The following is a 22,701-nucleotide window of genomic DNA, read 5'->3' as shown; positions in this document are numbered from 1 at the left end:
CCGGCCACGTACAGGCCACGCCCGGACTGTCTCCAGCCCACACAAAGCCCGCGTACAGGCCGATGTGTTAGATGACGTGCCGCCGAGGAGGGTTCCCGGGACCCGCGCCGCAATGCGTCAGGTGACCGTGCCGCTACGCGCCGAAGGCCTTCGACTTGCCCTTCACGGGCTTGGCGCCGGCGAGCAGATGGGCCGGTACGAGATCGCGGGCGGGCTCGGAGTAGCCCACGGAAACGATCCGGTCGCCCTGGAAGGTGAAGCTGGTGAGCGAGGCGAGCGTGCACTGCCTGCGGCGCGGGTCGTGCCAGAGGCGGCGGCGCTCCACATGGCTGCGCAGTGTCCAGATCGGCAGCTGGTGGCTGACGAGCACTGCCTCATGGCCGCGGGCCGCGTCGCGGGCCGCCTCCAGGGCCGCCATCATCCGGTCCACCTGCTCCAGATAGGGCTCGCCCCAGGAAGGCCGGAACGGGTTGGTGAGGTGCTTCCAGTTGCCCGGCTTGCGCAGCGCGCCGTCGCCGACGCCGAAGGTCTTGCCCTCGAAGACGTTCCCGGCCTCGATCAGCCTCTCGTCGGTGTCCAGGGTCAGACCGTGCGACTTGGCGATCGGCGCCGCGGTCTCCTGCGCCCGTTCCAGCGGCGAGGCGACCACATGAGTGACGTCCCGGTCCGCCAGATGCCCCGCGACCCGGTCGGCCATCTGCCGGCCCAGCTCGGAGAGGTGGTAACCGGGCCTGCGGCCGTAGAGCACGCCATCCGGATTGTGGACTTCTCCGTGGCGCATGAGATGAACCACGGTCGTTTCCGTATGGATGTCCATGCTGCTCATGCGGTGGCCTCCGCGGCGGCGCGGGCGGCGGCCGGGAGCGCCGCGGCGATCCGCTCGATCGCGGCGTCGTCGTGTGCGGCCGACACGAACCAGGACTCGAAAGCGGACGGCGGGAGGTACACACCCTGCGACAGCATCGAATGGAAGAAGGCGTTGAAGCGGAACGCCTCCTGCTTCCGGGCGTCGTCGTAGTCGTGCACCTCGTGCGCGGTGAAGAAGACCGAGAACATATTGCTCGCGGTCTGCAGCCGGTGCGCCACGCCTTCCTTGGTGAGCGCCTCGGTGACAAGCGCCTGGATCCGCCGGGAGGCCGTGTCGACCTTCTCGTACGCCGCGTCGTCGAGGAGCCGGAGCTGGGCGAGGCCCGCGGCGGTGGCGATCGGGTTCCCCGAGAGGGTGCCCGCCTGGTAGACCGGCCCTGCGGGGGCGAGGTGGCCCATCACATCGGCCCGGCCGCCGAACGCCGCGGCCGGGAAGCCGCCGCCCATGACCTTGCCGAAGGTCATCAGGTCCGGCGCCACCCCGTCGACGCCGTACCAGCCGGCCTTCGAGGTGCGGAAACCGGTCATGACCTCGTCGGAGATGTACAGGGCGCCGTTCTCGGCACAGAGGTCCTTGAGCCCCTGGTTGAAACCGGGCAGCGGCGGCACCACGCCCATGTTGCCGGGGGATGCCTCGGTGATCACACAGGCGATCTCACCGGGGTGCGCGGCGAACGCGGCGCGAACCGATTCCAGATCGTTGTACGGCAGCACGATGGTGTCCCCGGCCTGCGCGCCGGTGACACCGGGAGTGTCGGGGAGCGCGAAGGTGGCGACCCCGGAGCCGGCCGCGGCCAGCAGCGCGTCAACATGGCCGTGGTAGCAGCCGGCGAACTTGACGACCTTGGCGCGCCCGGTGAAGCCGCGGGCGAGCCGGATCGCCGACATCGTGGCCTCCGTACCGGACGAGACAAGCCTCACCTGCTCGACCGGTGCGACCCGGGCCACGATCTCCTCGGCGAGCGCGACCTCGCCCTCCCCCGGCGTACCGAACGAGGTGCCACGGGCCACAGCCGCCTGAACTGCGGCGACGACCTCCGGATGGGCATGGCCGAGGATCATCGGACCCCACGAGCAGACAAGATCGACATATTCGCGACCGTCCGCGTCGGTCAGGTACGGACCGGTACCGGACACCATGAACCGGGGCGTACCGCCCACGGCACGGAAGGCGCGGACCGGAGAGTTCACGCCGCCGGGCGTCACGAGGGACGCGCGGTCGAAAAGCGTCTGCGAAACTGGGGCGTCATAGGGAAAGCTCACGGAATCCATGGTGTCAGAGGCCCTCGGCGTTCTCGCGGACAGGTGTTTCACCACACCTCCGTGGGGGAGGTCACTGTCACGATGATCGGGTTGCGCGGCCTGCGCTGTGCGTCATAAAAAGCAGTCGGGTGGAGATATGCATCGCGGTGGCGGACCGGGCGAGGGTACCGACGACCTGGGTCCCGAGCCTGCCCGGCGAGGGAAGCATCGGCGGCATGGCTCCCCTGAACCCGTGGAGGGCACGCGCGAGCCCGTACAGAGCAGGAGTGGCCGAGGCATGGGGGTCACATACAGATACTTCGGCGCCCCCGACGGCGCCACGGCCGCTCGTGTGCCCATTTCGATGCGCCCGGAAGAGCTCGGCGGGGACGAGCTCGGTATGGGCGGGATGTTCAGCAAGATCAAGCCCGAGACGATAGCCGCGATGGTCCTCACGGGCATCCAGGGCATGCCTCTGAACAAGGTGCCGCCGCTGGAGCTGGTGGTCCTGCACCCCGACTACGCGGTGGTCAAGCTCCCCATGACGGTCGTCGACCCGCTGCGCGACATCGGCGAGGAGACGGTGGGCGCGGCTGCCTTCATCTGGTCGACGGTCCCGGACCGCGGGGGGCCACGGGACGCGTTCAACGTGTACCAGTTGCTGCACGAATGGCAGGATTTCAGCCATCGTCTGCATGAGGCGGGGCATCAGCCGTACTGCCTGGTGTGGCCCTGAGCCGGGCTGGTCGGCGGTCCTGGTGATGTTCACCGGTCCTGAGCCGGGGCCGGTAATCGGCGGGCATGGGTCTCGAACGGCCCTCTACGATCACCCCTCGTGGACTGGCTGGAGCGCACCGCGAAGCTGAGGCAGTGGACCAGGAGCGGAACCCGCGCCCCGCACAAGCCGCTGCTCCTGCTCTACGCACTCGGGCGGTTCCAGGACGACGCCGATGGCGGCCTGCGGTACAGCGCGGTCGAACAGGATCTCCAGCGACTGCTGACCGAGTACGGGCCGCCCCACAAGACCACGCCCGCCTACCCCTTCCACCATCTGGTCGGCGACGGCGTATGGGAAGTGCACACCGACCACGGACCGGGCAGCCCCGGAACCGGGCTGGGTGACCTCAGGGGGAAGGGCGCGACCGGACGGCTCGCTCCGGAGCTGAGAACAGCGCTGAGGCGCGAACCGGCGCTGCTGAGCCGGATGGCACGGCTGCTGCTCGACCTGCACTTCCCGCCGTCCCTGCACGGCGACCTGTGCGAAGCCGTCGGCCTGGAGCTCGAGTCGGCGGAGACCGAGGACTTCACAGCGCGGCGCAGGCAGCGGGACCGGCGGATGCGGGAACTGGTGCTGACGGCGTACGAGTACCGATGCGCCTTCTGTGGTTACGACGGCAGGATCGGCGCGGTGCCGGTGGGACTGGAGGCGGCGCATGTGCGCTGGTGGGCGTTCGGCGGACCGGACGAGGTCGAGAACGGTCTCTGCCTGTGCTCGCTGCACCACAAGCTCTTCGACAAGGGCGTCCTGGGGGTCGGGGCCATGGTGGGGGATGACCACCGGGTCCTGGTCTCACAGCGCTTCGTCGGCCACAGCAGCGCCGCGCGCGAGCACGTCATAGCCCTCGCGGGCCGACCGCTCGTCGGGCCGCAGCCGGGAACACGCCCTGTCGCGGCCGACCACCTCGCCTGGCACAGCAGCCAGGTGTTCCAAGGCGCTCCACGCCAGGCCAGCACAGCCTGACCTCGCCGATGCCGGTACGGAACGCGGGGGTTCGGGCCGGTGGCGCCGGGTCAGAGCCAGCCGTTGCGGCGGAAGCCGCGGTAGATCACGAAGCAGGCGACGGCCATGACGCCGAGGACGACCGGATAGCCGTAGGTCCAGCGCAGCTCGGGCATGTGGTCGAAGTTCATTCCGTAGATGCCGCAGACCATCGTCGGCACGGCCACGATCGCCGCCCAGGCGGTGATCTTGCGCATGTCCTCGTTCTGGGCGACGGTCATCTGCGCCAGGTGCGCCTGGAGGATCGAGTCGAGCAGCGAGTCGAAACCGTTGATCTGCTCGACAGCGCGGGCGAGATGGTCGGCCACATCCCTGAAGTACGGCCGTATCTCAGGGGCGATCACCGTGGCGGGCTGGGTGGCGAGAGCTTCGAGCGGACGGTTCAGTGGGGTCATCGCCCGTTTGAACTCCAGCAGTTCGCGCTTGAGCTGATAGATACGCCCCGCCTCGCCGCGGCCCTTCTCACCGCGACCGGCGTGTTCGGCGAAGACGGCGAGCTCGACCGCGTCTATGTCGTCCTGCACCGCGTCGGCGACGGCGACGTACTCGTCCACGACGAAGTCGGCCACCGCGTGCAGTACGGACGAGGGGCCCTTCGCCAGTTGGTCGGGAACGGATTCCAGAGCCTCGCGCAGCGGGCCGAGGGAGCCATGGCGGCCATAGCGGATGGTGATGACGAAGTCCCGGCCGGTGATCACCTTGATCTCGCCCGTCTCCACGACCTGGCTGGTGGCGGTGAGCTGGTCGTGCTCCGCGTAGGAGACGGTCCTGAACACGGCGATCAGCGTGTCGTCGTACGGCACGACCTTGGCGCGGCGGTGCGGGTTGACGGCGTCCTCGATGGTGAGCGGATGCAGGCCGAACAGCTCGGCGATCGAGGCGAATTCGTCCTGCGTCGGCTCGTGCAACCCGAGCCACACGAAGCTGTTGCTGCCGGGAGCCGCGCTGTTCTCCTTGCGTACGCGCCGCAGCGCCTCGTCGGCCGGGCAGCTCCCTGCCTGGCGCACTCCGTCCGAGTAGCCCACGCAGTTGACGACGGAGCTGCCGAGCGGCGAGCGGGCCGGGTGGCTCAGGTCGACGGTCCGCCGGTACGCACGGCGTACGGCACGTCGGAGGTTGCGCATCATCGACAAGATCGGCTCCCGGCGGACTGGGGTCTTTCGCCAACCACACTCTCCGACGGGCGGCGGCTTGTCCATGGCGGGGGTATCGGGCGGGTTCGCCGGAGGTGCGCGGGCTGACGCCGAGCGCCCATCGCACCATCCGGACATGCTTTTGGACGGTGAACCTATTTGAGCTGGAAGCCATCTCTGCCGATGGCCTGAATGTAAGGCATATGAGAATGCGAAGACGCACGTACGCGATGACACAGAGACCACGAGGGGGCGGGGCATGGGCAACACGCTGCTGGTCCTGTGCATTCCGCTGACGGTGTGCGCCAGCGGGATCTACGCGGTGTGCGAGAGCTGGTGGCGTCGCCGGCATCCGGCGCCGCCCTCGCCGTACACACATGCCGCCGCCCGGCTACGGGAGCGGGAAATGCTCGTGGACGCCGAGGCGATCGTGACGGAGGCGTACACCCGGCTCGCGCCGCTGTACGCGAACTCGCCCGCCCAGAAGCCGGAGAAGCGGGAGCCGGATCCGTCTGCGGGCGAGCCGGACGACGTCGTCAGCGGGCAGGGCTCCACCGCGGGTCACGCCCCGTAGTCGCGAGCAACCGCTCGAACGGGGTCGCGTCTTCCGGCAGGCTCACCGCCTCGCCGAACGCCTCCCACTCTCGGGCCATTGACGCCATGTCCGCGACCGCTGGGCCGAGTTCGGCGACCACGTCAGGATCGGGCCGGTAGGCCTGACCGGTCGCCCGCGCGAGATCCCAGACGTGCACGGTCAGGTCCGCGAGCACCATGTGCCCCACGGTGCGCGCCGGCAGGCCCAGCGTGCCCGTGGTGCCGTCTTCCGCCCCGGCGGCCGCCCAGGCCGCGACCAGGCGGTCGGTCTCGTCGGCGAAGAGCCGCTGCCAGCCGCCGCCGTCCGCGCCCGCGGCGGAAACCCGGTCGGGCGTGGTGGAGAAGTCGGAGTCCCGTTTGGCGGCCAGGGCCTGGAAATTGACGACGACGTGGAGCAGGTGGTTGATCAGGTCGCGCACGTCGTAGTCGGCGCAGGGGGTGGGGGCGGTCAGAGCGCCCGCCTCCACTCCTCGCACCACGGGGATGGCACGGGCGGTGGTGGCGGCGAGCAGTTCGCTGATGGATTTCACGGGCCTCGGAGGCTTCGGGGGATTCATGGGCTGCATGGCCACGACGGTGGCAGTCGCGATCGCCCCGCGTCTTGAACAAACGCGACATAGGATCCGGCCATGGGGCGCAGCGGCGAACCGGGGGCACGACCGGGCACGGGGACGGGCACCGGCCCGCGGCGCGACACCCGGGGCATCGTGGACGCCCCGGAGCTCTTCGCGCGGGTGCGGTTCCGGCGCCGCGAGCCCGCCGCTCCCCTGCGGGCGTACCTGGAGCACTACTGGCTCATCGACTGGGATCTCGGCGAGCCGTACGCCTCCCATGTGGTGCCGCATCCCTCGGTGAACGTCGTCTTCCAGCGGTACGGGGACGAGGAGCCGTGGGGCGAGGTCGCGGGGGTCGGTCTGGAGCTGTTCACCAAGAAGCTGGCCGGGCGCGGGCGGGTCTGCGGGGTGCAGTTCCGGCCAGGCGGCTTCCGGCCGTTCGCTCCGGGGCGGCCGGTGTCGGACTGGACGGGGCGCCGGGTGCCGATGGGCGAGGTGTTCGCGATGCCCGGGGCTGCCGGGTCGGGGCACGCCGCGACGCGGGCCGGGGCCGCGGGCGCCGCCCGGGCCGTCGTCGCGCCGGACGACGAGGACGCGCGGGTCGCGGCGCTGGACGCGTTCCTGCTGGCGCTGGGACCGGTGCCGGATCCGGGGGCCGAGCGCGCGATGGCGCTGGTGGAGCTCGCCCGCACCGACCGCACGGTCCGGCGGGTCTCCCGGCTCGCCGCCGTGGAAGGGGTCTCACCGCGTACCCTCCAGCGACTCTTCGCCACGTATGTCGGCGTCGGGCCCAAGTGGGTCATCCTGCGCTACCGCATCCACGAGGCGCTCGAACGCGCCGCTGCCGACAGCCCCGGTGCCGAGCCGGACTGGGCCGCGCTCGCGGCGGAGCTCGGGTACAGCGACCAGGCACACCTCGTGCGGGACTTCACGACCACGGTCGGGGTGCCTCCGACCGCGTACGCCGGATATCCGACAAGGCCCTAGGCCAGGCTGACACGGCGCCGGAGCCGGATGTCAGACCCGGGGCGTACGGTCGGGAGCATGGTGAGCGAACCAGCCGCGCTGCGGATCGAACCCTGGTCGGACGACGACTTCGGCCTGCTCCAAGCGGCGAACGCGCCGGAGGCGACGGTCCACCTCGGCGGCCCGGAGTCGGACGCGAAGCTGGCCGACCGGCACCGCCGCTATCTGGCTCTGGGCGCTGACGGGAGTGGTGCCGGGCGCATGTTCCGGGTGGTGCTCGCGGACACCGGTGAGGCGGTCGGCCTGATCGGCTTCTGGGAGTCGCAGTGGGAGGGCATCGACGTGTACGAGACCGGCTGGACCGTTCTGCCGGGCTTCCAGGGGCGGGGCATAGCCACGGCGGCGACCATCGCGGTCGCCGGGGAGGCCCGGGCGGCGGGGCGGCACCGCTATCTGCACGCGTTCCCGTCGGTGGACAACGGCCCGTCGAACGGCGTGTGCCGGAAAGCCGGCTTCGAGTTGCTGGGCGAGTGCTCTTTCGAGTACCCGCCGGGCCGTCCGATGCGCGGCAACAACTGGCGCTTCGACCTGCGGGGGCAGGGGGCCGCGTAGGGCTCGCGCCGGTGCCGCACGGGATCCGCGCATGCGCTCGGAAAGCCGTGGAAGGGACCCGGCGCCCAGTGGCATGCTGACGGCGTGAACGGACCGGAGATCCACATCAGCTTCGCCCCAGAGCTGCGGCTCTTCGTCGCGGCGGAGCGCCGCGACGGGCGGACCCCGCTCACCACGGACGGCTCCTCCACCCTGGGGCATGTCGTGGAGTCGCTCGGCGTGCCCCTCACCGAAGCCGGGAGGCTGCTTGTGGACGGCGCCCCGGTGCGGGTCTCGCATGTCCCGGCGGCGGGCGAGCATATCGAGGTGCTCGGCGTCGAGCGACCGCAGCGTGTGCCCGGGGCGCCGCTGCGCTTCCTGCTCGATGTGCATCTGGGCACGCTCGCCCGGCGGCTGCGGCTGCTCGGTGTCGACGCGGCCTACGAGAACGAGGACCTCGGCGATCCGGCGCTGGCCGCGCTGTCGGCGCGGGAGCAGCGCGTGCTGCTGTCCCGGGACCGCGGGCTGCTGCGCCGCAGGGAGCTGTGGGCCGGTGCGTATGTCTACAGCGACCGCCCCGATGACCAGCTCCGGGACGTGCTGCAACGGTTCGCGCCCGCCCTCGCGCCATGGAGCCGCTGCACGGCCTGTAACGGCGAGCTCGCGGACGCCGGCAAGGAGTCCGTCGAGCACCATCTGGAGCGGGGCACCCAACGTACATACGACGTGTTCGCCCAGTGCCGGTCCTGTGAGCGCGTCTACTGGCGCGGGGCGCACCATTCGAGGTTGGAGGCGATCGTGGAGGACGCCTTGCGTGAGTTCGGCGACCCGGTGGCGTGAGAGCGCCGCCCCGGCAGGCCGGTGGGGCGCTCAGAAGGTGTAGCGGTCGCCGGTGGCCGGGACCAGCACGGTGTGATGGTCGTTCGGGCGATTGAGGTCGGCGGCGCCCCCGTTCCACACCGTGGACACGCCGATGACGACCTCCGCGGGCGCACCGGCCAGTTGCAGGCGCAGTGCGCGCCCCTGTCCCGTGCTCGCGGCCCTCAGCTCGCCCGTGCGGCAGAGGATCGTCCGATGCCCGGCCCGCAGACAGCTCTCCGGCAGCGACGCGTCGGCCCCCGACGGCACCGAGAAGGTCAGCCGTACGGTCGCGTCGGGCACCCCGTCGGGGCCATGGTTCTCGCTCTCCAGCCAGACATCGAGCAGACCGTCCCACAGCACGGCATGGCCGTGGTGCGCTGTGTCGGCTTCCGGGACCGCCGCCGCGAACAGCGTGGGCGCCGCCGCGTCAGCCGTGCTCACGCCGTCAACCGCACCCGCACCCGCGCTCCCGGCCGGCATCACCGCCGCCATCGCGGTGGACGCCACAACCAGACCCCTGCGCATGACCCGCATGACCCGCATGACCGAAAGATACCGATCAGTCACCAATAAGGCGGATCATCCAACCGCCCGGCGCGTCCCACACACCGTCCGCCTATCCTGATCTCTGGCCACTGGTTCGATCGTCTGCCCGAGGAGCCGTCATGACCGCCGCCCCCATCGCCGTCGTCACCGGAGCGAGCAGCGGCATCGGTGCCGCCACCGCGCGGGCACTGGCCTCTGAGGGCTACCACGTGTTCCTCACGGCCCGGCGCAAGGACCGTATCGAGGCCCTCGCCGCCGAGCTCACCGAAGCCGGTCACGAGGCCACGCCCTACGCGTTGGATGTCACCGACCGCGACGCCGTCGACGCCTTCGCCGCGTCCCTCGACGGCACGGGCCGGCAGGTCAAGGTGCTGGTGAACAACGCGGGCGGTGCCCTCGGCGCCGATCCGGTGGCGAGCGGCGATCCCGCCGACTGGCGGCGGATGTACGACACGAACGTGCTGGGCACACTCCATGTCACCCAGGCCCTGCTCCCCGCCCTCACCGCCAGCGGCGACGGCACCGTGGTCGTGCTGTCCTCCACCGCCGGCCACGGCACCTACGAGGGCGGCGGGGGTTACGTCGCCGCCAAGCACGGTGCCCACGTCCTCGCCGAGACCCTCCGGTTGGAGATCGTCGGCACTCCGGTCCGCGTGATCGAGATCGCCCCCGGCCTGGTGAAGACCGAGGAGTTCGCCACGACCCGGTTCCGGGGGGACACCGAGAAGGCCGCGAAGGTCTACGCGGGAGTCGCGGAGCCCCTCACCGCCGAGGACGTGGCCGACACCGTCGGCTGGGCTGTCAGCCGCCCGTCCCACGTCAATATCGACCTGCTGATCGTCCGCCCACGCGCACAGGCGTCGAACACCAAGCTCCACCGGGAGCACTGACCTTCGTCACCGGTCGCGGGGGGGCGCAGCCGAGGGGCGGCCGACGCGGGGCCGAGGCCGCCGGTTCAGGGCGCGCTGCGTGCCCCGGCCCTCGATCGCTGCCTGGCCGTCCGCCGCTTGAGCGCTCGGCGTTCGTCCTCGCCGTAGCCGCCCCACACCCCGGAGTCCTGGCCGTACTCCATGGCCCAGGCCAGACACTCCTCCCGTACCGGGCAGCCGCGGCAGACGGCCTTGGCCTCCTCGGCCTGGAGCAGCGCCGGGCCGCTGTTGCCGATCGGGAAGAACAGGTCGGGGTCCTCGTCGAGACATGCGGCGTCATGTCGCCAGTTCTCGCGCTCCACGGGAAGTACCTCCTCCATGTCGCTGTCGCACATCGCTTTCGCCGGCGGTCTCTCTGCCGTCCCCCTTCGGCTCGCCGACATGCGGAAGCTGAAACACCGATGCGCGTACGCATCACACATCTGGCTGAAATCCAAGTGCCGGCAATGACGGTCAGGGCGAAGGCACTCAGCCCTTGAAGGCGCTCGCGTCCCCCGGCTCGGTCTCCAGCGCCTCGCGGTCGAACCGCAACAGGAGGAGGAAGAACAGCCCACCTCCGAGCAGCAAGCCGACCACGATCACCACCGACACCAGCGCCTCCCGGGGCGCCACCAGGACGAACAGCGCCACGAGCGTCCACACCAGTGCCCCGACCGCGACCGGCAGCTCGAAGCGCCCGAGGTCGAACGCTCCCTTCCGGCGGTCCAGCCGCCCGCGCACAGCCAGGTAGAGCACGATCGTCGCGCCGTAGATGAGCGCCGGAAGGATCGTGGACGCCGTGATCAGCTCCAGCAGCGCGGCGCCCGGCAGCGCGACCATCAGCACGACCCCGAGGACGAGGATCAGCACCGTCGCCGGGATCGGCGTCCGCGTACGCGGATTGACCCGCCGCATCAGCCGGTGGGCGGGGAAGCGGCCGTCCCTGGCCATCGCGAAGACCAGCCGCGAGCACGCGGTCATCACCACGATCCCGGCACCGAAGAACGCGAAGGTGATCGCGACCAGCAGCGTCCGCTCCATCGCAGACCCGAGCTGGTCGCGCATGATCGCAGCGACCGGGGACTCGTCGGCGCTGATCCGGGGGATGTCCTCGATCGCGACGGTGAGTGTGATCAGGAACAGCATGCCCAGCAGCCCGGCGGCCACCACCGATCCGACGATCGCGCGCGGCACGGAGCGGAAGGGGTCCTTGGCCTCCTCGGCCAGGTTCGCGGCGGAGTCGAAGCCGACCAGCGTGGCAAGCCCCATGATCATCGCGAGCATCAGCCCGCCGCCCACGGCGAAGTATCCGGCCGAGTCTTCGGCGACACCGCGCGAGGCGAGGTTGCCGGCCGCGCCGTCCCCTGTGACCAGCACGGCGATGGTGAGCGCGATCGCCACCGCCACCACGAGCGCCAGCTCCAGGCCCACCGCAGCCGAGTTGATCAGGCTGACGAGGCGGGTGGAAGCCACCGCCAGCACGGTCTGGACCAGCAGCACCACCAGCGTGATGACGCGCGCCGTGCCCTCGTCCGGAGCCATACCGGCGAGCGGCATGAACGCCTGGCTCGCCAGGGCGTTGTCGATGGCCACCACGGCGATCGCCAGATAGCAGAAGGTCAGCCAGCCGAAGCCCCAGCCGATCTTCGGACTGGCCAGCCGGGACGCCCACTGGTACGAGGAACCGCTGAGCGGGATACGGGCCGCGAACTGCGCTACCACCAAGGCCACCAGGGTCTGCCCCACAGCCGCCACAATCCAGAGCCAGATCCCGACCGGGCCGGCGTTCAGCAGCACATCGTCGTACGTCGCGAAGATGCCGACCGCCACGGAGATGAACGCGAACGAGATCGCGAACACCTGGAAGGAGCCGAGCGTCCGCTTCAGCTCCTGCTGGTAGCCCCCGAGCCGCTCGACGGTTGCCGCGCTCGCCTGCTCCCCCTCGCCCCGGCTACCGCCCTCCGTGCCGCCCGTAGTCGCCTCCGCCACCTCGGCCACCACGCCTTCCCTCGGTGCCGCCGTCAATAACACTCAGTGTCACACCATCACTGTCCGCATCCGCCGCGGGCCGCCGCCATTCGGCCGTATACCGCTCGCGGGCACCATCCGGCCACGATGTCGTCAAGGCATGCACATATCCGGTCCGATAGCCGCCCTCACCGCCGCAGCCGCCCTCACCTGCTCCATGAGCGCACCGACCGACGGCACCCTGGCAGCCGCGGCGAAGCTGGACTGGCGGCCCTGCGTCCAGGGCAGCCCGTACGACTGCGCGACCGCGAAGGTGCCCTTGGACTACGCCGACCCCGGCGGGCGGGCGATCGAGCTGGCCGTGGTGAAACGCAAGGCAACCAGCCCAGGGCGGCGTATCGGAACCCTCTTCTTCAACCCGGGCGGCCCTGGCGGTCCGGGCACGGTACAGATGCCGCAGTTGTACGACAACTTCCCGCGCGAGGTGCGGGAACGGTTCGACATCGTCAGCTGGGACCCACGCGGGATCGGCAGCAGTACCGCCGTGAACTGCTTCGCCGGTCCTGCCGACGCCAAGGCATGGGAGGCGCGCAAACCGGCCGGATTCCCCGTGGGCGAGCAGGAGCGGGAGACCTGGATCGCCGCGTACCGGGATCTGGCCCGCCGCTGCCACGAGCGGGACCCCGAACTGCTGCGCCATGTGTCGACCGCCGAAACCGCCCGCGATCTCGACCGGCTGCGCCAGGCTGTGGGCGAGCGGCAGCTCAGCTACCTGGGGATCTCATACGGCACCTACCTGGGCGCGACCTACGCCGGTCTCTTCCCCGGCAACATCCGCGCCATGGTCCTCGACAGCAATGTGGACCCGCGCGCCTGGACCGGCGACAAGAGCCGACCCCTCCGGCTGCCCACCTTCCTGCGGATGGGGTCGGACCGCAGTGCGGCGGCGGTTCTGGAACGGTTCCTCACCCTGTGCGGGTCCACCGACACCGCACACTGCGCCTTCTCCGCGGGCAGCCCCCAGGCCACACGCGGGAAGTTCGACCGGCTGATGCTGCGGCTGCGGGAGCGCCCCGTGGGCGGGTGGACGTACGGCCGAACCGCCGGTGACGCGATCAGCAGCCTCTACGCGGTCCACCCTGGCTGGACCGACCTCGCCGGGCGCCTCCAGGAGCTGTGGCTCGGCCGCGCCCCGCAGCCCGCCGCACCCCCGCCCGCGCCACCGGTACGCGAGCCGGAACCGTACCTGGGCGAGGAACAGGCGGGTGCCGTGCTGTGCTCCGACAGCCCCAACCCTCGTGACCCGGGTGTCTACCACGCCCTGGAGGAGGCCAGCGCCCGCCGGACGGGCGACGCGGGGCGCTTCTGGACCTGGGCGGCGGAGCCCTGCGCCTCCTGGCCGGCGGTCGCCGCCGACCGCTACCGCGGGCCGTGGGACAAGCCGACGGCACACCCGGTGCTGGTGGTCGGCACCACCTACGACCCAGCGACGCCCTACTGGGGAGCGCAGGCCATGGCCACGGCCCTGGCCCACGCCCGGCTGCTCACGCACGACGGCTACGGGCACACCGCGCTGGTCAACCCCAGCAGCTGCGTCAAGGCACATGTGAGCCGCTACCTCATCGGCGGCAGCCTCCCGCCGGCGGGCACGAGGTGCCGCCAGGACGGGACTCCGTTCTCCGAGCCCCGGCCGGTCGGCGGGCTCGCCACGGGCGGCGGCGGGACGGCGGTCACCGGCGCACCGTGACGGCGCCACCGCCTGGCGTGCGTCAGCCCTTCACACAGATGAGCTGCTTCAGCTTGGCCACGACCTCCACCAGGTCCCGCTGCTGGTCGATGACCTGCTCGATGGGCTTGTACGCCCCCGGGATCTCATCGACCACACCGGAGTCCTTACGGCACTCCACGCCACGGGTCTGCTCCTCCAGGTCCCGCGTCGAGAAGCGCTTCTTCGCCGCGTTGCGGCTCATCTTCCGGCCGGCGCCGTGGGAGGCCGAGTTGAAGGACCGCTCGTTCCCGAGGCCCTTCACGATGTACGAGCCCGTGCCCATCGACCCCGGGATGATCCCGAAGTCCCCGGATCCGGCCCGGATCGCGCCCTTGCGGGTCACGAGCAGGTCCATGCCCTCGTACCGCTCCTCCGACACGTAGTTGTGGTGGCAGGAGATCACCGGCTCGAAGGTCACCCGTGCCTTGCGGAACTCCCGGCGGACGACCTCCTGGAACAGGCCCATCATGATCGCGCGGTTGTGGCGCGCGTACTCCTGCGCCCAGAACAGGTCGTTGCGGTACGCCGCCATCTGCGGGGTGTCCGCGACGAACACCGCGAGGTCGCGGTCGATCAGACCCTGGTTGTGCGGGAGCTTCCGGGCCTCGCCGATGTGGTACTCGGCGAGCTCCTTGCCGATGTTGCGCGAACCGGAGTGCAGCATCAGCCACACCGTTCCGCTCTCGTCGACGCAGAACTCCACGAAGTGGTTTCCCGCGCCGAGCGTGCCCATCTGCTTGGTGGCCCGCTCGCGGCGGAACTTCACCGCGTCGGCCACATGGTCGAAGCGGGACCAGAAGTCGCCGAAACCGCTCGCGGGGAATCCGTACACCCGGCTCGGGTCCACGGGCTCGGCGTGCATTCCGCGGCCTACGGGGATGGCCTGCTCGATCTTGGAGCGCAGCCGCGACAGATCGCCGGGCAGGTCGTTCGCGGTCAGCGAGGTCTTGACGGCCGACATACCGCAGCCGATGTCGACGCCGACGGCGGCCGGGCAGACGGCGCCGTGCATCGCGATCACCGAGCCCACCGTCGCGCCCTTGCCGAAATGGACGTCGGGCATCACTGCGAGGCCCTTGATCCAGGGCAGTGTGGCGACGTTGCGCAGCTGCTGCATAGCGACGTCCTCGACGGTCGCCGGATCCGTCCACATCCGGATCGGGACCTTCGCGCCAGGCACCTCTACGTACGACATATCTACTCGATTCCCCCGAAAAGCTTGATAACGCAAATCCGTATCCAAGGTCGGCAAAGGGGATGAGCGACCGGCGTTCACGGCTGCGCGTGCGATACACATTGTGTCCACCGGCCCGCAGCGGGCGGCAAGCAGTTTTCCCGTGCCGGCCCCGCAGACCCGCGGCACACCCCGCGGGCGGACCCCACGGCCGGACTCGCGGCAGACCCCGCGACCGAAGCAGTCACCGGCGAGGAACGAGAGAAGAGGAGCGGCACTGTGCAGCGCAAGGCGGCGAAGGCGTACGTAACCGCTCTGGCGGCGCTCATCGCCGCGGTCGCCACCGGCTGTACCTCGGGGTCCGGCGACGGCGGATCCGGCGACGACACCAAGCCGGGCGGCTCCGAAGCCCCCGCCGCGGCCCCCGGCAAGTACCGCACGCTCTACGAACCCTGCGGCGCGGTCCCCGGGGCCACCCTCATGGACTTGCTCCCCGGCACCGCCGAACTGCCGGAGGACCAGCGGGAGAAGGTCCTCCAGGGCACGGCCGCCATCACCTACGACACGGACCGCCGCGTCGGCTGCAGCTGGAAGGCCGACGGCTCGGAGGCCTCGCACCGGCTGCGGATCGATGTCGAGCGCGTCGTGTCGTACGACCCGGCCATCAGTGACGACGAACAGGCGCAGGAGGTCTACGCCCGCAAGCAGGAGGCGGCACAGCTCCCCGCGCCCGTCGCCGACCCGCGCGCCGAGAAGGCCCAGCAGTCCGGCACCCCCAGCGACTCCCCGGGCTCTGCGGGCGCCGCGGCCCCGCGCTCCCGCGCAGCCGAGGCAAGCCCGTCAGGCTCCCCGAGCGCCGCGGGCACCACGAGCTCCCCGGCCGCCGCGGCCACTCCCGACGGGCTGGAACCCCGCGAGCTCGTTGGACTGGGCGACGCGGCGTTCATCGACGATGCCCTCGCACGCTCCGGTTCCACCGCTCAGCGCCGCACGGTGAGCGTGGTGTTCCGCACATCCAACGTGATCGTGACCGTCGAGTACGCGGAGCAGTCCAGCCGCGTCACCGAGGTGCCCGACAGCGGGGAACTCCAGGAAAAGGCGCAGGCCCTGGCCCGGAATCTGGACGAGCGCTTCAACGACTGACCACCCGTACACCTCTCTCGCGGGGTCGGGCGAACCGCGACCGGCGCCAGGTGCCGATCTTCGCGGACGCCCCCGCCCACGTAACGTGTTCGGCGTACCGTGGCCGCACCCGCCGGGCCGCACCCGCCGGACCGTACGACTCACGACTGAAGGAACCATGCACCGATCAGCCCCGCGACTCACCCGCATACTCGCCTGCGCTGCCGTCCCGGTGATGCTCGTCGTCGCCGGCTGCTCGTCGGACTCGGACTCCGAGAACAAGTCGGACAAGACAAGCAAGTCGGGCAATTCCCCCGGAAGCTCGTCCCAGCAGTCCCCGGCATCCAAGGAGTCCGCCGCGACCGTCGCGCCGGCGAAGTACGCCAAGCTGCCCGCCCCCTGCAAGTCGCTCAGCGCCAAGACCGTCGAGGGCCTGGTGCCCAAGGTCAAGAACAAGGCTGGCACCGAGGGCACCTCCAGCGACACCACCCTCCGCAGCGGCTGCTCCTGGAACGGCCTGGAGGACAAGGGCGTCAAGGGCTCGAACTACCGCTGGCTCGACGTCTCCTTCCTCCGCTACGAGTCCGACGCGAGCCTCGGCAGCGGCGAACAGCGCGCCCAGGAGGCGTTCAAGAAGGAGGCCGCCAAGACCGCGGCCACGGACGGCGCCAAGAAGGTCGCGAAGTCGCCCGCCACGGGCGTCGGCGACGAGGCGACCGCGATCGCCTTCGAACTGAAGAAGACGGACGTGACCTTCAAGTACGCGACCGTCGTGGCCCGTACCGGCAATATCGTGGTCACCCTCGGTTACAACGGTGCCGGCTACGCCGGAGCCAAGTCGCCCGCCGCCGCCGACCTCATGAAGGGCGCCGTCAAGGCCGCCAAGGAAGCGGCGGCCGCGGTCGCCACGGCCAACAAGTAGCCACCGCCACCGCTCGGAGGCGCGGTCCGCTCGGAGGCGCGGCCTCCGGGAACGTGCGCCTGGCTTGACCCTCGCCGGTGGGCTGCCGGTCGCGGCACGCCGGCGTGGAACGTCACCCGCACCGTGCAGCTGGGGCCGGGCGGCGAAGTCCTCGGGCAGGCCGCCGCCCATCCTCTCCGGGGACAACGGGGACAAGGCGACAAGGCGTTCCCTGCCGCCGTCGAGACAAATCGGCGCACCGCCACTCCCCGGAGGCCCGGGTTCCGCAAACATGTGCCAGGCTTGGCCTGCGCCCGGGCGCGGGGCTCGCGCCGACGGCGCACCTGGGTGGCCCGGAGCAGGCCGGGGTGGGCGGTCCGGGCAGGACCGGAACTGGATATCGGGCTTGATGGGAGGGGATCGCGGGTGGCCGCGATGCAGCTGACACGCACGCACCGGATACTGATCGGCGTCGTCGTTGCCGGTGCGGTGATCATCGCCGGGATCGGTTTCGCCGGGTCGTACGCCGCCGTGCGCGAACTCGCCGAGCAGAAGGGTTTCGGCAGCTTCTCCCTCGTCTTCCCGATCGGCATCGACGCGGGCATCTGCGTACTGCTCGCGCTCGACCTGCTGCTGACCTGGATCCGGATCCCGTTCCCGCTGCTGCGCCAGACGGCATGGCTGCTGACCGCCGCCACGATCGCGTTCAACGGCGCCGCCGCTTGGCCCGACCCGCTGGGCGTCGGTATGCACGCGGTCATCCCCGTGCTGTTCGTGGTCTCGGTGGAGGCCGCCCGGCACGCGGTCGGCCGGATCGCGGACATCACCGCCGACAAGCACATGGAGGGCGTACGGCTCACCCGCTGGCTGCTCTCGCCGGTGCCGACGTTCCGGCTGTGGCGGCGGATGAAGCTGTGGGAGCTGCGCTCATACGACCAGGTCATCAAGCTGGAGCAGGAGCGGCTGATCTACCAGGCACGGCTCCAGGCCCGGTTCGGCCGGGCCTGGCGCCGCAAGGCCCCGGTCGAAGCGCTGATGCCGCTGCGGCTGGCCCGCTACGGTGTGCCGCTCGCCGAGACGGCACCGTCCGGGCTCGCGGCGGCCGGGATCGACCCCGTACTGCTGCCGCCGAACCCGGCGGTCTCCGCCGTTCCCGCAGCCTCGGCCCCGGAACTGCAGTCCACCGGGGCCGCCCAAGGCCCGGCGCAGGCCCAGGCCGGGACCCAGCCGCCGGCGGCAGCCGCCGGACAGGACACGAGCCAGTGGTTCGCCAGTCCGCAGAACGTCGAATACCAGGGCGGCTACGACCCGAACTTCGAGCCTCCGACCTACACCCCCGTGCCCGAGTACGAGGCCTGGTACGAGGAGCAGCCGCAGCAGATCCCCGTCCCTCGGCAGCGCACCGCCGAGGCCGTGGCTGTCGCTGAGCCCGTGGCTGTCCCTGAGCCCCAGCCCGGCACCGAGGCCGGGCCTCGGTTCCAGGTGCCGAACGGGGCGGGTGGTACGCGGCCCCTGGGTGACGGCGTACAGGAGGCACTGCCGTCGGAGGAGAACCTGTACCAGGTGTTCCGGCAGTCGATAGAGGGCGAGGGCATGCCGACGCCGGGCGCCTTCGCGTCGAACGTCGAGGCCGCGTACGGGCTGCGCCTCCCGCCCCGCGAGCTGAACCAGCACTACGAGCGGTTCGCGGCCCGCCTCAACGACGAACTGATGGAAGACCACATCGCCTAGGTTCTTTCTGTCCCGGCAACCGCAGCGATGACGTGCTCACGCCAGGCATCTCTCACGACAAGGGCCCCGTCCGCACCGTGTCCCGGTACGGACGGGGCCCTGCGTGTCGCACCGTCAGGCCGCGAGCAGCTTCCGCACCCGGTCTGCGCCGACGGCGAGCAGCAGCGTAGGCAGCCGGGGGCCGGTCTCCCTGCTGACGAGCAGGCGGTAGAGCAGGGCGAAGAAGGAACGCTGGGCGACCTTCAGCTCCGGAGTGGGCTTGGCGTCCGGCGCCAGGCCCGCCATGACCTTCGGGACGCCGTAGACCAGGGTCGTCAGGCCGTCGAGCGACCAGTGCGAGTCCAGTCCCTCCAGCAGCCGCCGCAGGGACTCGCGGCCCTCGTCGTCCAGCGACCCCAGAAGCTCGGTGTCGGGCTCGGAGCGGACGATGGTGCGGGCGTCGGCCGGGACCTGGGTGGTGATCCAGTTCTCGGCGCGGTCGAGCCGGGGACGGACGGTGTCCAGGGAACTCAGCGGGTTGGCCGGGTCGAGCTCGCTGAGGATGCGCAGGGTCTGCTCGTCATGGCCCGCCGTGATGTCGGCGACCGAGGCGAGCGTGCGGTACGGCAGCGGGCGCGGGGTGCGCGGCAGCTCGCCCGCCGCGGTGCGGACCGCGCGGGAGTGCGCCGCGGCGTCGGCCGGGAGCGCCGAGCCGTCGGCGACCTTGCTCTCCAGCTTGTCCCACTCGTCGTACAGACGCTGGATCTCCTGGTCGAAGGCGATCTTGAAGGACTGGTTGGGCTTGCGGCGCGCGTACAGCCAGCGCAGCAGCGGCGCTTCCATGATCTTCAGCGCGTCGGCGGCCGTCGGCACCCCGCCGCGGGACGACGACATCTTCGCCATGCCGGAGATCCCCACGAAGGCGTACATGGGGCCGATCGGCTGGACTCCGTCGAAGATCTCACGGACGATCTGCCCGCCCACGACGAAGGACGAGCCGGGAGAGGAGTGGTCGACACCGCTGGGTTCGAAGATCACGCCTTCGTAGGCCCAGCGCATCGGCCAGTCGACCTTCCAGACCAGCTTGCCGCGGTTGAACTCGCTCAGCCGGACCGTCTCGGAGAAGCCGCAGGCCGTGCAGGAGTACGTCAGCTCGGTGGTCGCGTCGATATACGAGGTGACCGTGGTGAGGTCCTTCTCGCAATTGCCGCAGTACGGCTTGTACGGGAAGTAGCCCGCGGAGCCGCCGCTGCCGTCGTCCTCGCTCGCCGCTCCGGAGCCTTCGGCGGCCTCGAGCTCGGCCTCGTCCACCGGCTTCTGCTGCGGCTTCTTCCCCGGGGCCTTGCCCTTGGTGCGGTACTGGTCGAGGATCCCGTCGATCACGCCGCGCTGCTTCATGGCGTGCAGGATCTGCTCGCGGTAGGCACCGGAGGTGTACTGCTCGGTCTGGCTGATCGGGTCGAACTCGACGCCGAGCTCGGCCAGTGACTCGACCATCGCGGCCTTGAAGTGCTCGGCCCAGTTCGGATACGGCGAGCCCTCGGGGGCAGGCACCGAGGTCAGCGGCTTGCCGATGTGCTCGGCCCAGGACTTGTCGATGCCCGGGATGCCCTCCGGGACCTTGCGGTAGCGGTCGTAGTCGTCCCAGGAGATGACATGGCGGACCTCGTGCCCACGTCGGCGGATCTCGTCCGCGACCAGGTGCGGCGTCATCACCTCACGCAGATTGCCCAGGTGGATGGGGCCGGACGGGGACAGGCCAGAGGCAACGACGACCGGTTTCCCGGGCGCACGCCGTTCCGACTCGGCGATGACATCGTCCGCGAAACGGGAGACCCAGTCGGTCTCGGTGCTGCTCTGAGCCACGATCGGCACGTCCTTGAATGCTCGGGCGAATGCTTGGTAGGGCGAGTTCTGGGCGGATACGGCGCTGGCGCGGGACCGCTGTGGGGCTTGTTCTCGATCCCGGGGCTGGACCCTGGCGAGTCCGGCTCGGCCATTCTCCCAGACGAAACAGTGGGCCCGAAGGTTGTCCACAGGGCACCGCAGACCGCGATCGCCGTCCCCGCGGTTGTCCACAGGCACAGCGAGGGCGGGAGAAACAGGTTGCTACCCCGTGGGACACTTGACTACCGATTCAGTCACCGGCCCAATACGGTCGGCGCCCCCCATCGACAACCGACAGGAACGGAAGCTCATGGCCTCGGTCCCTTCCCTCGCTTCGACCGTGCAGCAGCGCCTCGCGGACGCGCTTTCGGCAGCTCTGCCGGAAGCCGGCTCCGTCGACCCGCTGCTGCGACGAAGCGACCGGGCCGACTTCCAGGCCAACGGCATCCTGGCCCTCGCCAAGAAGCTGAAGGGCAATCCGCGCGAGCTGGCGACCAAGGTGGTCGACGCGATCCCGGCCAATGACGTGCTGAAGGACATCGAGGTCTCCGGACCCGGCTTCCTGAACATCACGATCTCCGACGAGGCGATCGTGAGGACCCTCGCCGCCCGGGCCGCCGACGACCGCCTCGGTGTGCCGTTCGCGGCCGGCGCCGGCACCACGGTGATCGACTACGCCCAGCCGAACGTGGCGAAGGAGATGCACGTCGGCCATCTGCGTTCGGCGGTGATCGGGGACGCCATGGTGCAGATCCTGGAGTTCACCGGCGAGAAGGTGATCCGGCGCCACCACATCGGCGACTGGGGCACCCAGTTCGGCATGCTCATCCAGTATCTGATCGAGCACCCCCATGAGCTGGACCACGAGGACGGGGCCGCCGTCTCCGGCGAAGAGGCCATGTCCAATCTGAACCGCCTCTACAAGGCGTCGCGGGCCCTGTTCGACTCCGACGAGGAGTTCAAGGAGCGGGCCAGGCGCCGCGTGGTGGAGCTCCAGTCGGGAGACGAGCGGACACTCGCCCTCTGGCAGAAGTTCGTGGACGAGTCGAAGATCTACTTCTACTCGGTGTTCGACAAGCTCGACATGGACATCCGCGACCCCGACGTCGTCGGCGAGTCGGGCTACAACGACATGCTGGACGAGACCTGCCGGATCCTTGAGGAGTCGGGGGTCGCCGTGCGCTCCGAGGGCGCGCTGTGTGTGTTCTTCGATGATGTGAAGGGCCCGGACGGCAATCCGGTGCCGCTGATCGTCCAGAAGTCCAACGGCGGCTACGGCTACGCGGCCACGGACCTGTCCGCGATCCGCGACCGGGTGAAGCACCTCGGCGCCGACTCCCTGCTGTACGTGGTGGACGCCCGGCAGTCGCTGCACTTCAAGATGGTCTTCGAGACCGCCCGCCGGGCCGGCTGGCTGAACGACGAGGTCAAGGCCGTCCAGCTGGCCTTCGGTACGGTCCTCGGCAAGGACGGCAAGCCGTTCAAGACCCGTGAGGGCGAGACGGTGCGGCTGGTGGACCTGCTGGACGAGGCGATCGACCGGGCCACCTCCGTGGTGCGCGAGAAGGCCGAGAAGGTCGGTCTGTCCGAGCGCGAGATCGTGGAGAACGGCGCGCAGGTCGGTATCGGCGCGGTGAAGTACGCCGACCTGTCGACCTCGGCGGTGCGGGACTACAAGTTCGACCTGGACCAGATGGTGTCGCTCAACGGCGACACGTCCGTGTACCTCCAGTACGCGTACGCCCGTATCCGGTCGATCCTGCGCAAGGCGGGCGACGCGAAGCCCGCCGCCCACCCGGAGCTGGAGCTCGCGCCGGCCGAGCGCGCGCTCGGGCTGCATCTGGACCAGTTCGGCGAGGTGCTCGCCGACGTGGCCGGGTCGTACGAGCCGCACAAGCTGGCCGCGTACCTCTACCAGCTCGCCACCCACCTGACGACCTTCTACGACCAGTGCCAGGTCATCAGCGCCGACAACACGGTGGAGGTCTTCGAGAACAGGCTGTTCCTGATCGATCTGACCGCCCGCACGCTGCACCAGGGCATGGCCCTGCTGGGCATCCGGACCCCCGAGCGCCTCTGACGCGGCGGCGCGGTCGGACACACGACACAGGGCGGCCCCCGGCGATACT

Annotated in this window: 21 protein-coding genes; 12 read left to right on the top strand and 9 right to left on the bottom strand. The window is 70.5% G+C overall.

Annotated elements, in window-relative coordinates; genetic code table 11:
- Positions 1-133: 133 nt before the first annotated feature.
- Positions 134-826, bottom strand: coding sequence for a histidine phosphatase family protein (locus ACFWI9_RS16475; RefSeq protein WP_387162498.1), 693 nt, complete (start codon positions 824-826; stop codon positions 134-136).
- Complete coding sequence (gene hemL, locus ACFWI9_RS16470) at positions 823-2,139, bottom strand: glutamate-1-semialdehyde 2,1-aminomutase (RefSeq protein WP_387162496.1); 1,317 nt, start codon at positions 2,137-2,139, stop codon at positions 823-825. Before hemL ends, ACFWI9_RS16475 begins: the two co-directional genes overlap by 4 nt.
- A 127-nt stretch (positions 2,140-2,266) precedes the next feature.
- Here hemL and ACFWI9_RS16465 point away from each other — a divergent pair, with 127 nt between their 5' ends.
- Together ACFWI9_RS16465 and ACFWI9_RS16460 are read left to right on the top strand one after the other, a co-directional pair.
- The gene (locus ACFWI9_RS16465; protein WP_387162494.1) at positions 2,267-2,845 is read left to right on the top strand and encodes a hypothetical protein; all 579 of its coding nucleotides are present in this window, start codon (positions 2,267-2,269) and stop codon (positions 2,843-2,845) included.
- 99 nt (positions 2,846-2,944) lie between these two features.
- Positions 2,945-3,850, top strand: coding sequence for a phosphorothioated DNA-binding restriction endonuclease (locus ACFWI9_RS16460; RefSeq protein ID WP_387162492.1), 906 nt, complete (start codon positions 2,945-2,947; stop codon positions 3,848-3,850).
- Between the two features lie 50 nt (positions 3,851-3,900).
- On the opposite strand, the gene corA is transcribed toward ACFWI9_RS16460, so the two are convergent.
- Positions 3,901-5,016 carry a magnesium/cobalt transporter CorA gene (corA, locus tag ACFWI9_RS16455; RefSeq protein WP_387162490.1) on the bottom strand — a complete coding sequence of 372 codons (1,116 nt, stop codon included), beginning with the start codon at positions 5,014-5,016 and terminating at the stop codon, positions 3,901-3,903.
- Between the two features lie 265 nt (positions 5,017-5,281).
- On the opposite strand from corA, the gene ACFWI9_RS16450 reads away from it, so the two are divergent.
- Positions 5,282-5,596 (top strand): hypothetical protein, encoded by a 315-nt coding sequence (locus ACFWI9_RS16450; RefSeq protein ID WP_387162487.1) that lies wholly within the window; start codon positions 5,282-5,284, stop codon positions 5,594-5,596.
- On the opposite strand, the gene ACFWI9_RS16445 is transcribed toward ACFWI9_RS16450, so the two are convergent.
- Positions 5,559-6,173 carry a TIGR03086 family metal-binding protein gene (locus tag ACFWI9_RS16445; protein WP_387162540.1) on the bottom strand — a complete coding sequence of 205 codons (615 nt, stop codon included), beginning with the start codon at positions 6,171-6,173 and terminating at the stop codon, positions 5,559-5,561. The genes ACFWI9_RS16450 and ACFWI9_RS16445 overlap by 38 nt on opposite strands.
- Before the next feature lie 72 nt (positions 6,174-6,245).
- Between ACFWI9_RS16445 and ACFWI9_RS16440 the strand changes: the two genes are divergently transcribed.
- The 3 genes from ACFWI9_RS16440 to ACFWI9_RS16430 all read left to right on the top strand — a co-directional run bounded on the left by ACFWI9_RS16440 (position 6,246) and on the right by ACFWI9_RS16430 (position 8,567).
- Positions 6,246-7,157, top strand: a complete 912-nt coding sequence (locus ACFWI9_RS16440) for a DUF6597 domain-containing transcriptional factor (protein WP_387162485.1) — start codon at positions 6,246-6,248, stop codon at positions 7,155-7,157.
- Positions 7,158-7,214: 57 nt separating this feature from the next.
- Complete coding sequence (locus ACFWI9_RS16435; RefSeq protein ID WP_387162483.1) at positions 7,215-7,748, top strand: GNAT family N-acetyltransferase; 534 nt, start codon at positions 7,215-7,217, stop codon at positions 7,746-7,748.
- Positions 7,749-7,832: 84 nt separating this feature from the next.
- Positions 7,833-8,567, top strand: coding sequence for a Mut7-C RNAse domain-containing protein (locus ACFWI9_RS16430; RefSeq protein ID WP_387162481.1), 735 nt, complete (start codon positions 7,833-7,835; stop codon positions 8,565-8,567).
- A gap of 30 nt (positions 8,568-8,597) precedes the next feature.
- Here the strand turns inward: ACFWI9_RS16430 and ACFWI9_RS16425 are convergent, their stop codons facing one another.
- A complete protein-coding gene (locus ACFWI9_RS16425) occupies positions 8,598-9,131 on the bottom strand; it encodes a hypothetical protein (protein ID WP_387162479.1) in 534 nt (177 codons plus the stop codon).
- 122 nt (positions 9,132-9,253) lie between these two features.
- Here ACFWI9_RS16425 and ACFWI9_RS16420 point away from each other — a divergent pair, with 122 nt between their 5' ends.
- Positions 9,254-10,024, top strand: coding sequence for an SDR family NAD(P)-dependent oxidoreductase (locus ACFWI9_RS16420; RefSeq protein ID WP_387162477.1), 771 nt, complete (start codon positions 9,254-9,256; stop codon positions 10,022-10,024).
- Positions 10,025-10,089: 65 nt separating this feature from the next.
- Here ACFWI9_RS16420 and ACFWI9_RS16415 read toward each other — a convergent pair whose 3' ends face one another.
- Both ACFWI9_RS16415 and ACFWI9_RS16410 read right to left on the bottom strand, forming a co-directional pair.
- Entirely contained in the window at positions 10,090-10,383 is a 294-nt protein-coding gene (locus ACFWI9_RS16415; RefSeq protein WP_387162474.1) for a WhiB family transcriptional regulator, read from the bottom strand.
- A gap of 148 nt (positions 10,384-10,531) precedes the next feature.
- Positions 10,532-12,067, bottom strand: a complete 1,536-nt coding sequence (locus ACFWI9_RS16410; protein WP_387162472.1) for an APC family permease — start codon at positions 12,065-12,067, stop codon at positions 10,532-10,534.
- Positions 12,068-12,170: 103 nt separating this feature from the next.
- Between ACFWI9_RS16410 and ACFWI9_RS16405 the strand changes: the two genes are divergently transcribed.
- Complete coding sequence (locus tag ACFWI9_RS16405) at positions 12,171-13,757, top strand: alpha/beta hydrolase (protein ID WP_387162470.1); 1,587 nt, start codon at positions 12,171-12,173, stop codon at positions 13,755-13,757.
- A 22-nt stretch (positions 13,758-13,779) separates the two neighbouring features.
- Here ACFWI9_RS16405 and ACFWI9_RS16400 read toward each other — a convergent pair whose 3' ends face one another.
- Positions 13,780-14,973 (bottom strand): RtcB family protein, encoded by a 1,194-nt coding sequence (locus ACFWI9_RS16400; protein WP_387162468.1) that lies wholly within the window; start codon positions 14,971-14,973, stop codon positions 13,780-13,782.
- 258 nt (positions 14,974-15,231) lie between these two features.
- Here ACFWI9_RS16400 and ACFWI9_RS16395 point away from each other — a divergent pair, with 258 nt between their 5' ends.
- The 3 genes from ACFWI9_RS16395 (at position 15,232) to ACFWI9_RS16385 (ending at position 18,706) form a co-directional block, all read left to right on the top strand.
- Positions 15,232-16,095, top strand: a complete 864-nt coding sequence (locus ACFWI9_RS16395; RefSeq protein ID WP_387162466.1) for a DUF3558 domain-containing protein — start codon at positions 15,232-15,234, stop codon at positions 16,093-16,095.
- Between the two features lie 157 nt (positions 16,096-16,252).
- Complete coding sequence (locus tag ACFWI9_RS16390; protein WP_387162464.1) at positions 16,253-16,996, top strand: DUF3558 domain-containing protein; 744 nt, start codon at positions 16,253-16,255, stop codon at positions 16,994-16,996.
- A gap of 414 nt (positions 16,997-17,410) precedes the next feature.
- On the top strand, positions 17,411-18,706 hold the full coding sequence (locus tag ACFWI9_RS16385) for a DUF2637 domain-containing protein (RefSeq protein ID WP_387162462.1): 1,296 nt from the start codon (positions 17,411-17,413) through the stop codon (positions 18,704-18,706).
- A 114-nt stretch (positions 18,707-18,820) separates the two neighbouring features.
- Here ACFWI9_RS16385 and lysS read toward each other — a convergent pair whose 3' ends face one another.
- A complete protein-coding gene (gene lysS, locus ACFWI9_RS16380) occupies positions 18,821-20,560 on the bottom strand; it encodes a lysine--tRNA ligase (protein ID WP_387162460.1) in 1,740 nt (579 codons plus the stop codon).
- 322 nt (positions 20,561-20,882) lie between these two features.
- Here lysS and argS point away from each other — a divergent pair, with 322 nt between their 5' ends.
- Positions 20,883-22,652: an arginine--tRNA ligase gene (gene argS, locus ACFWI9_RS16375; protein ID WP_387162458.1), complete on the top strand. Its 1,770-nt coding sequence runs from the start codon at positions 20,883-20,885 to the stop codon at positions 22,650-22,652.
- Positions 22,653-22,701: the final 49 nt, after the last annotated feature.

The organism is Streptomyces sp. NPDC127084, from assembly GCF_042724175.1.
GTDB lineage: Bacteria > Actinomycetota > Actinomycetes > Streptomycetales > Streptomycetaceae > Streptomyces.
Note: the sequence above shows the minus strand (reverse complement) of the source record. Positions and strands in the feature narration are given on the sequence as shown.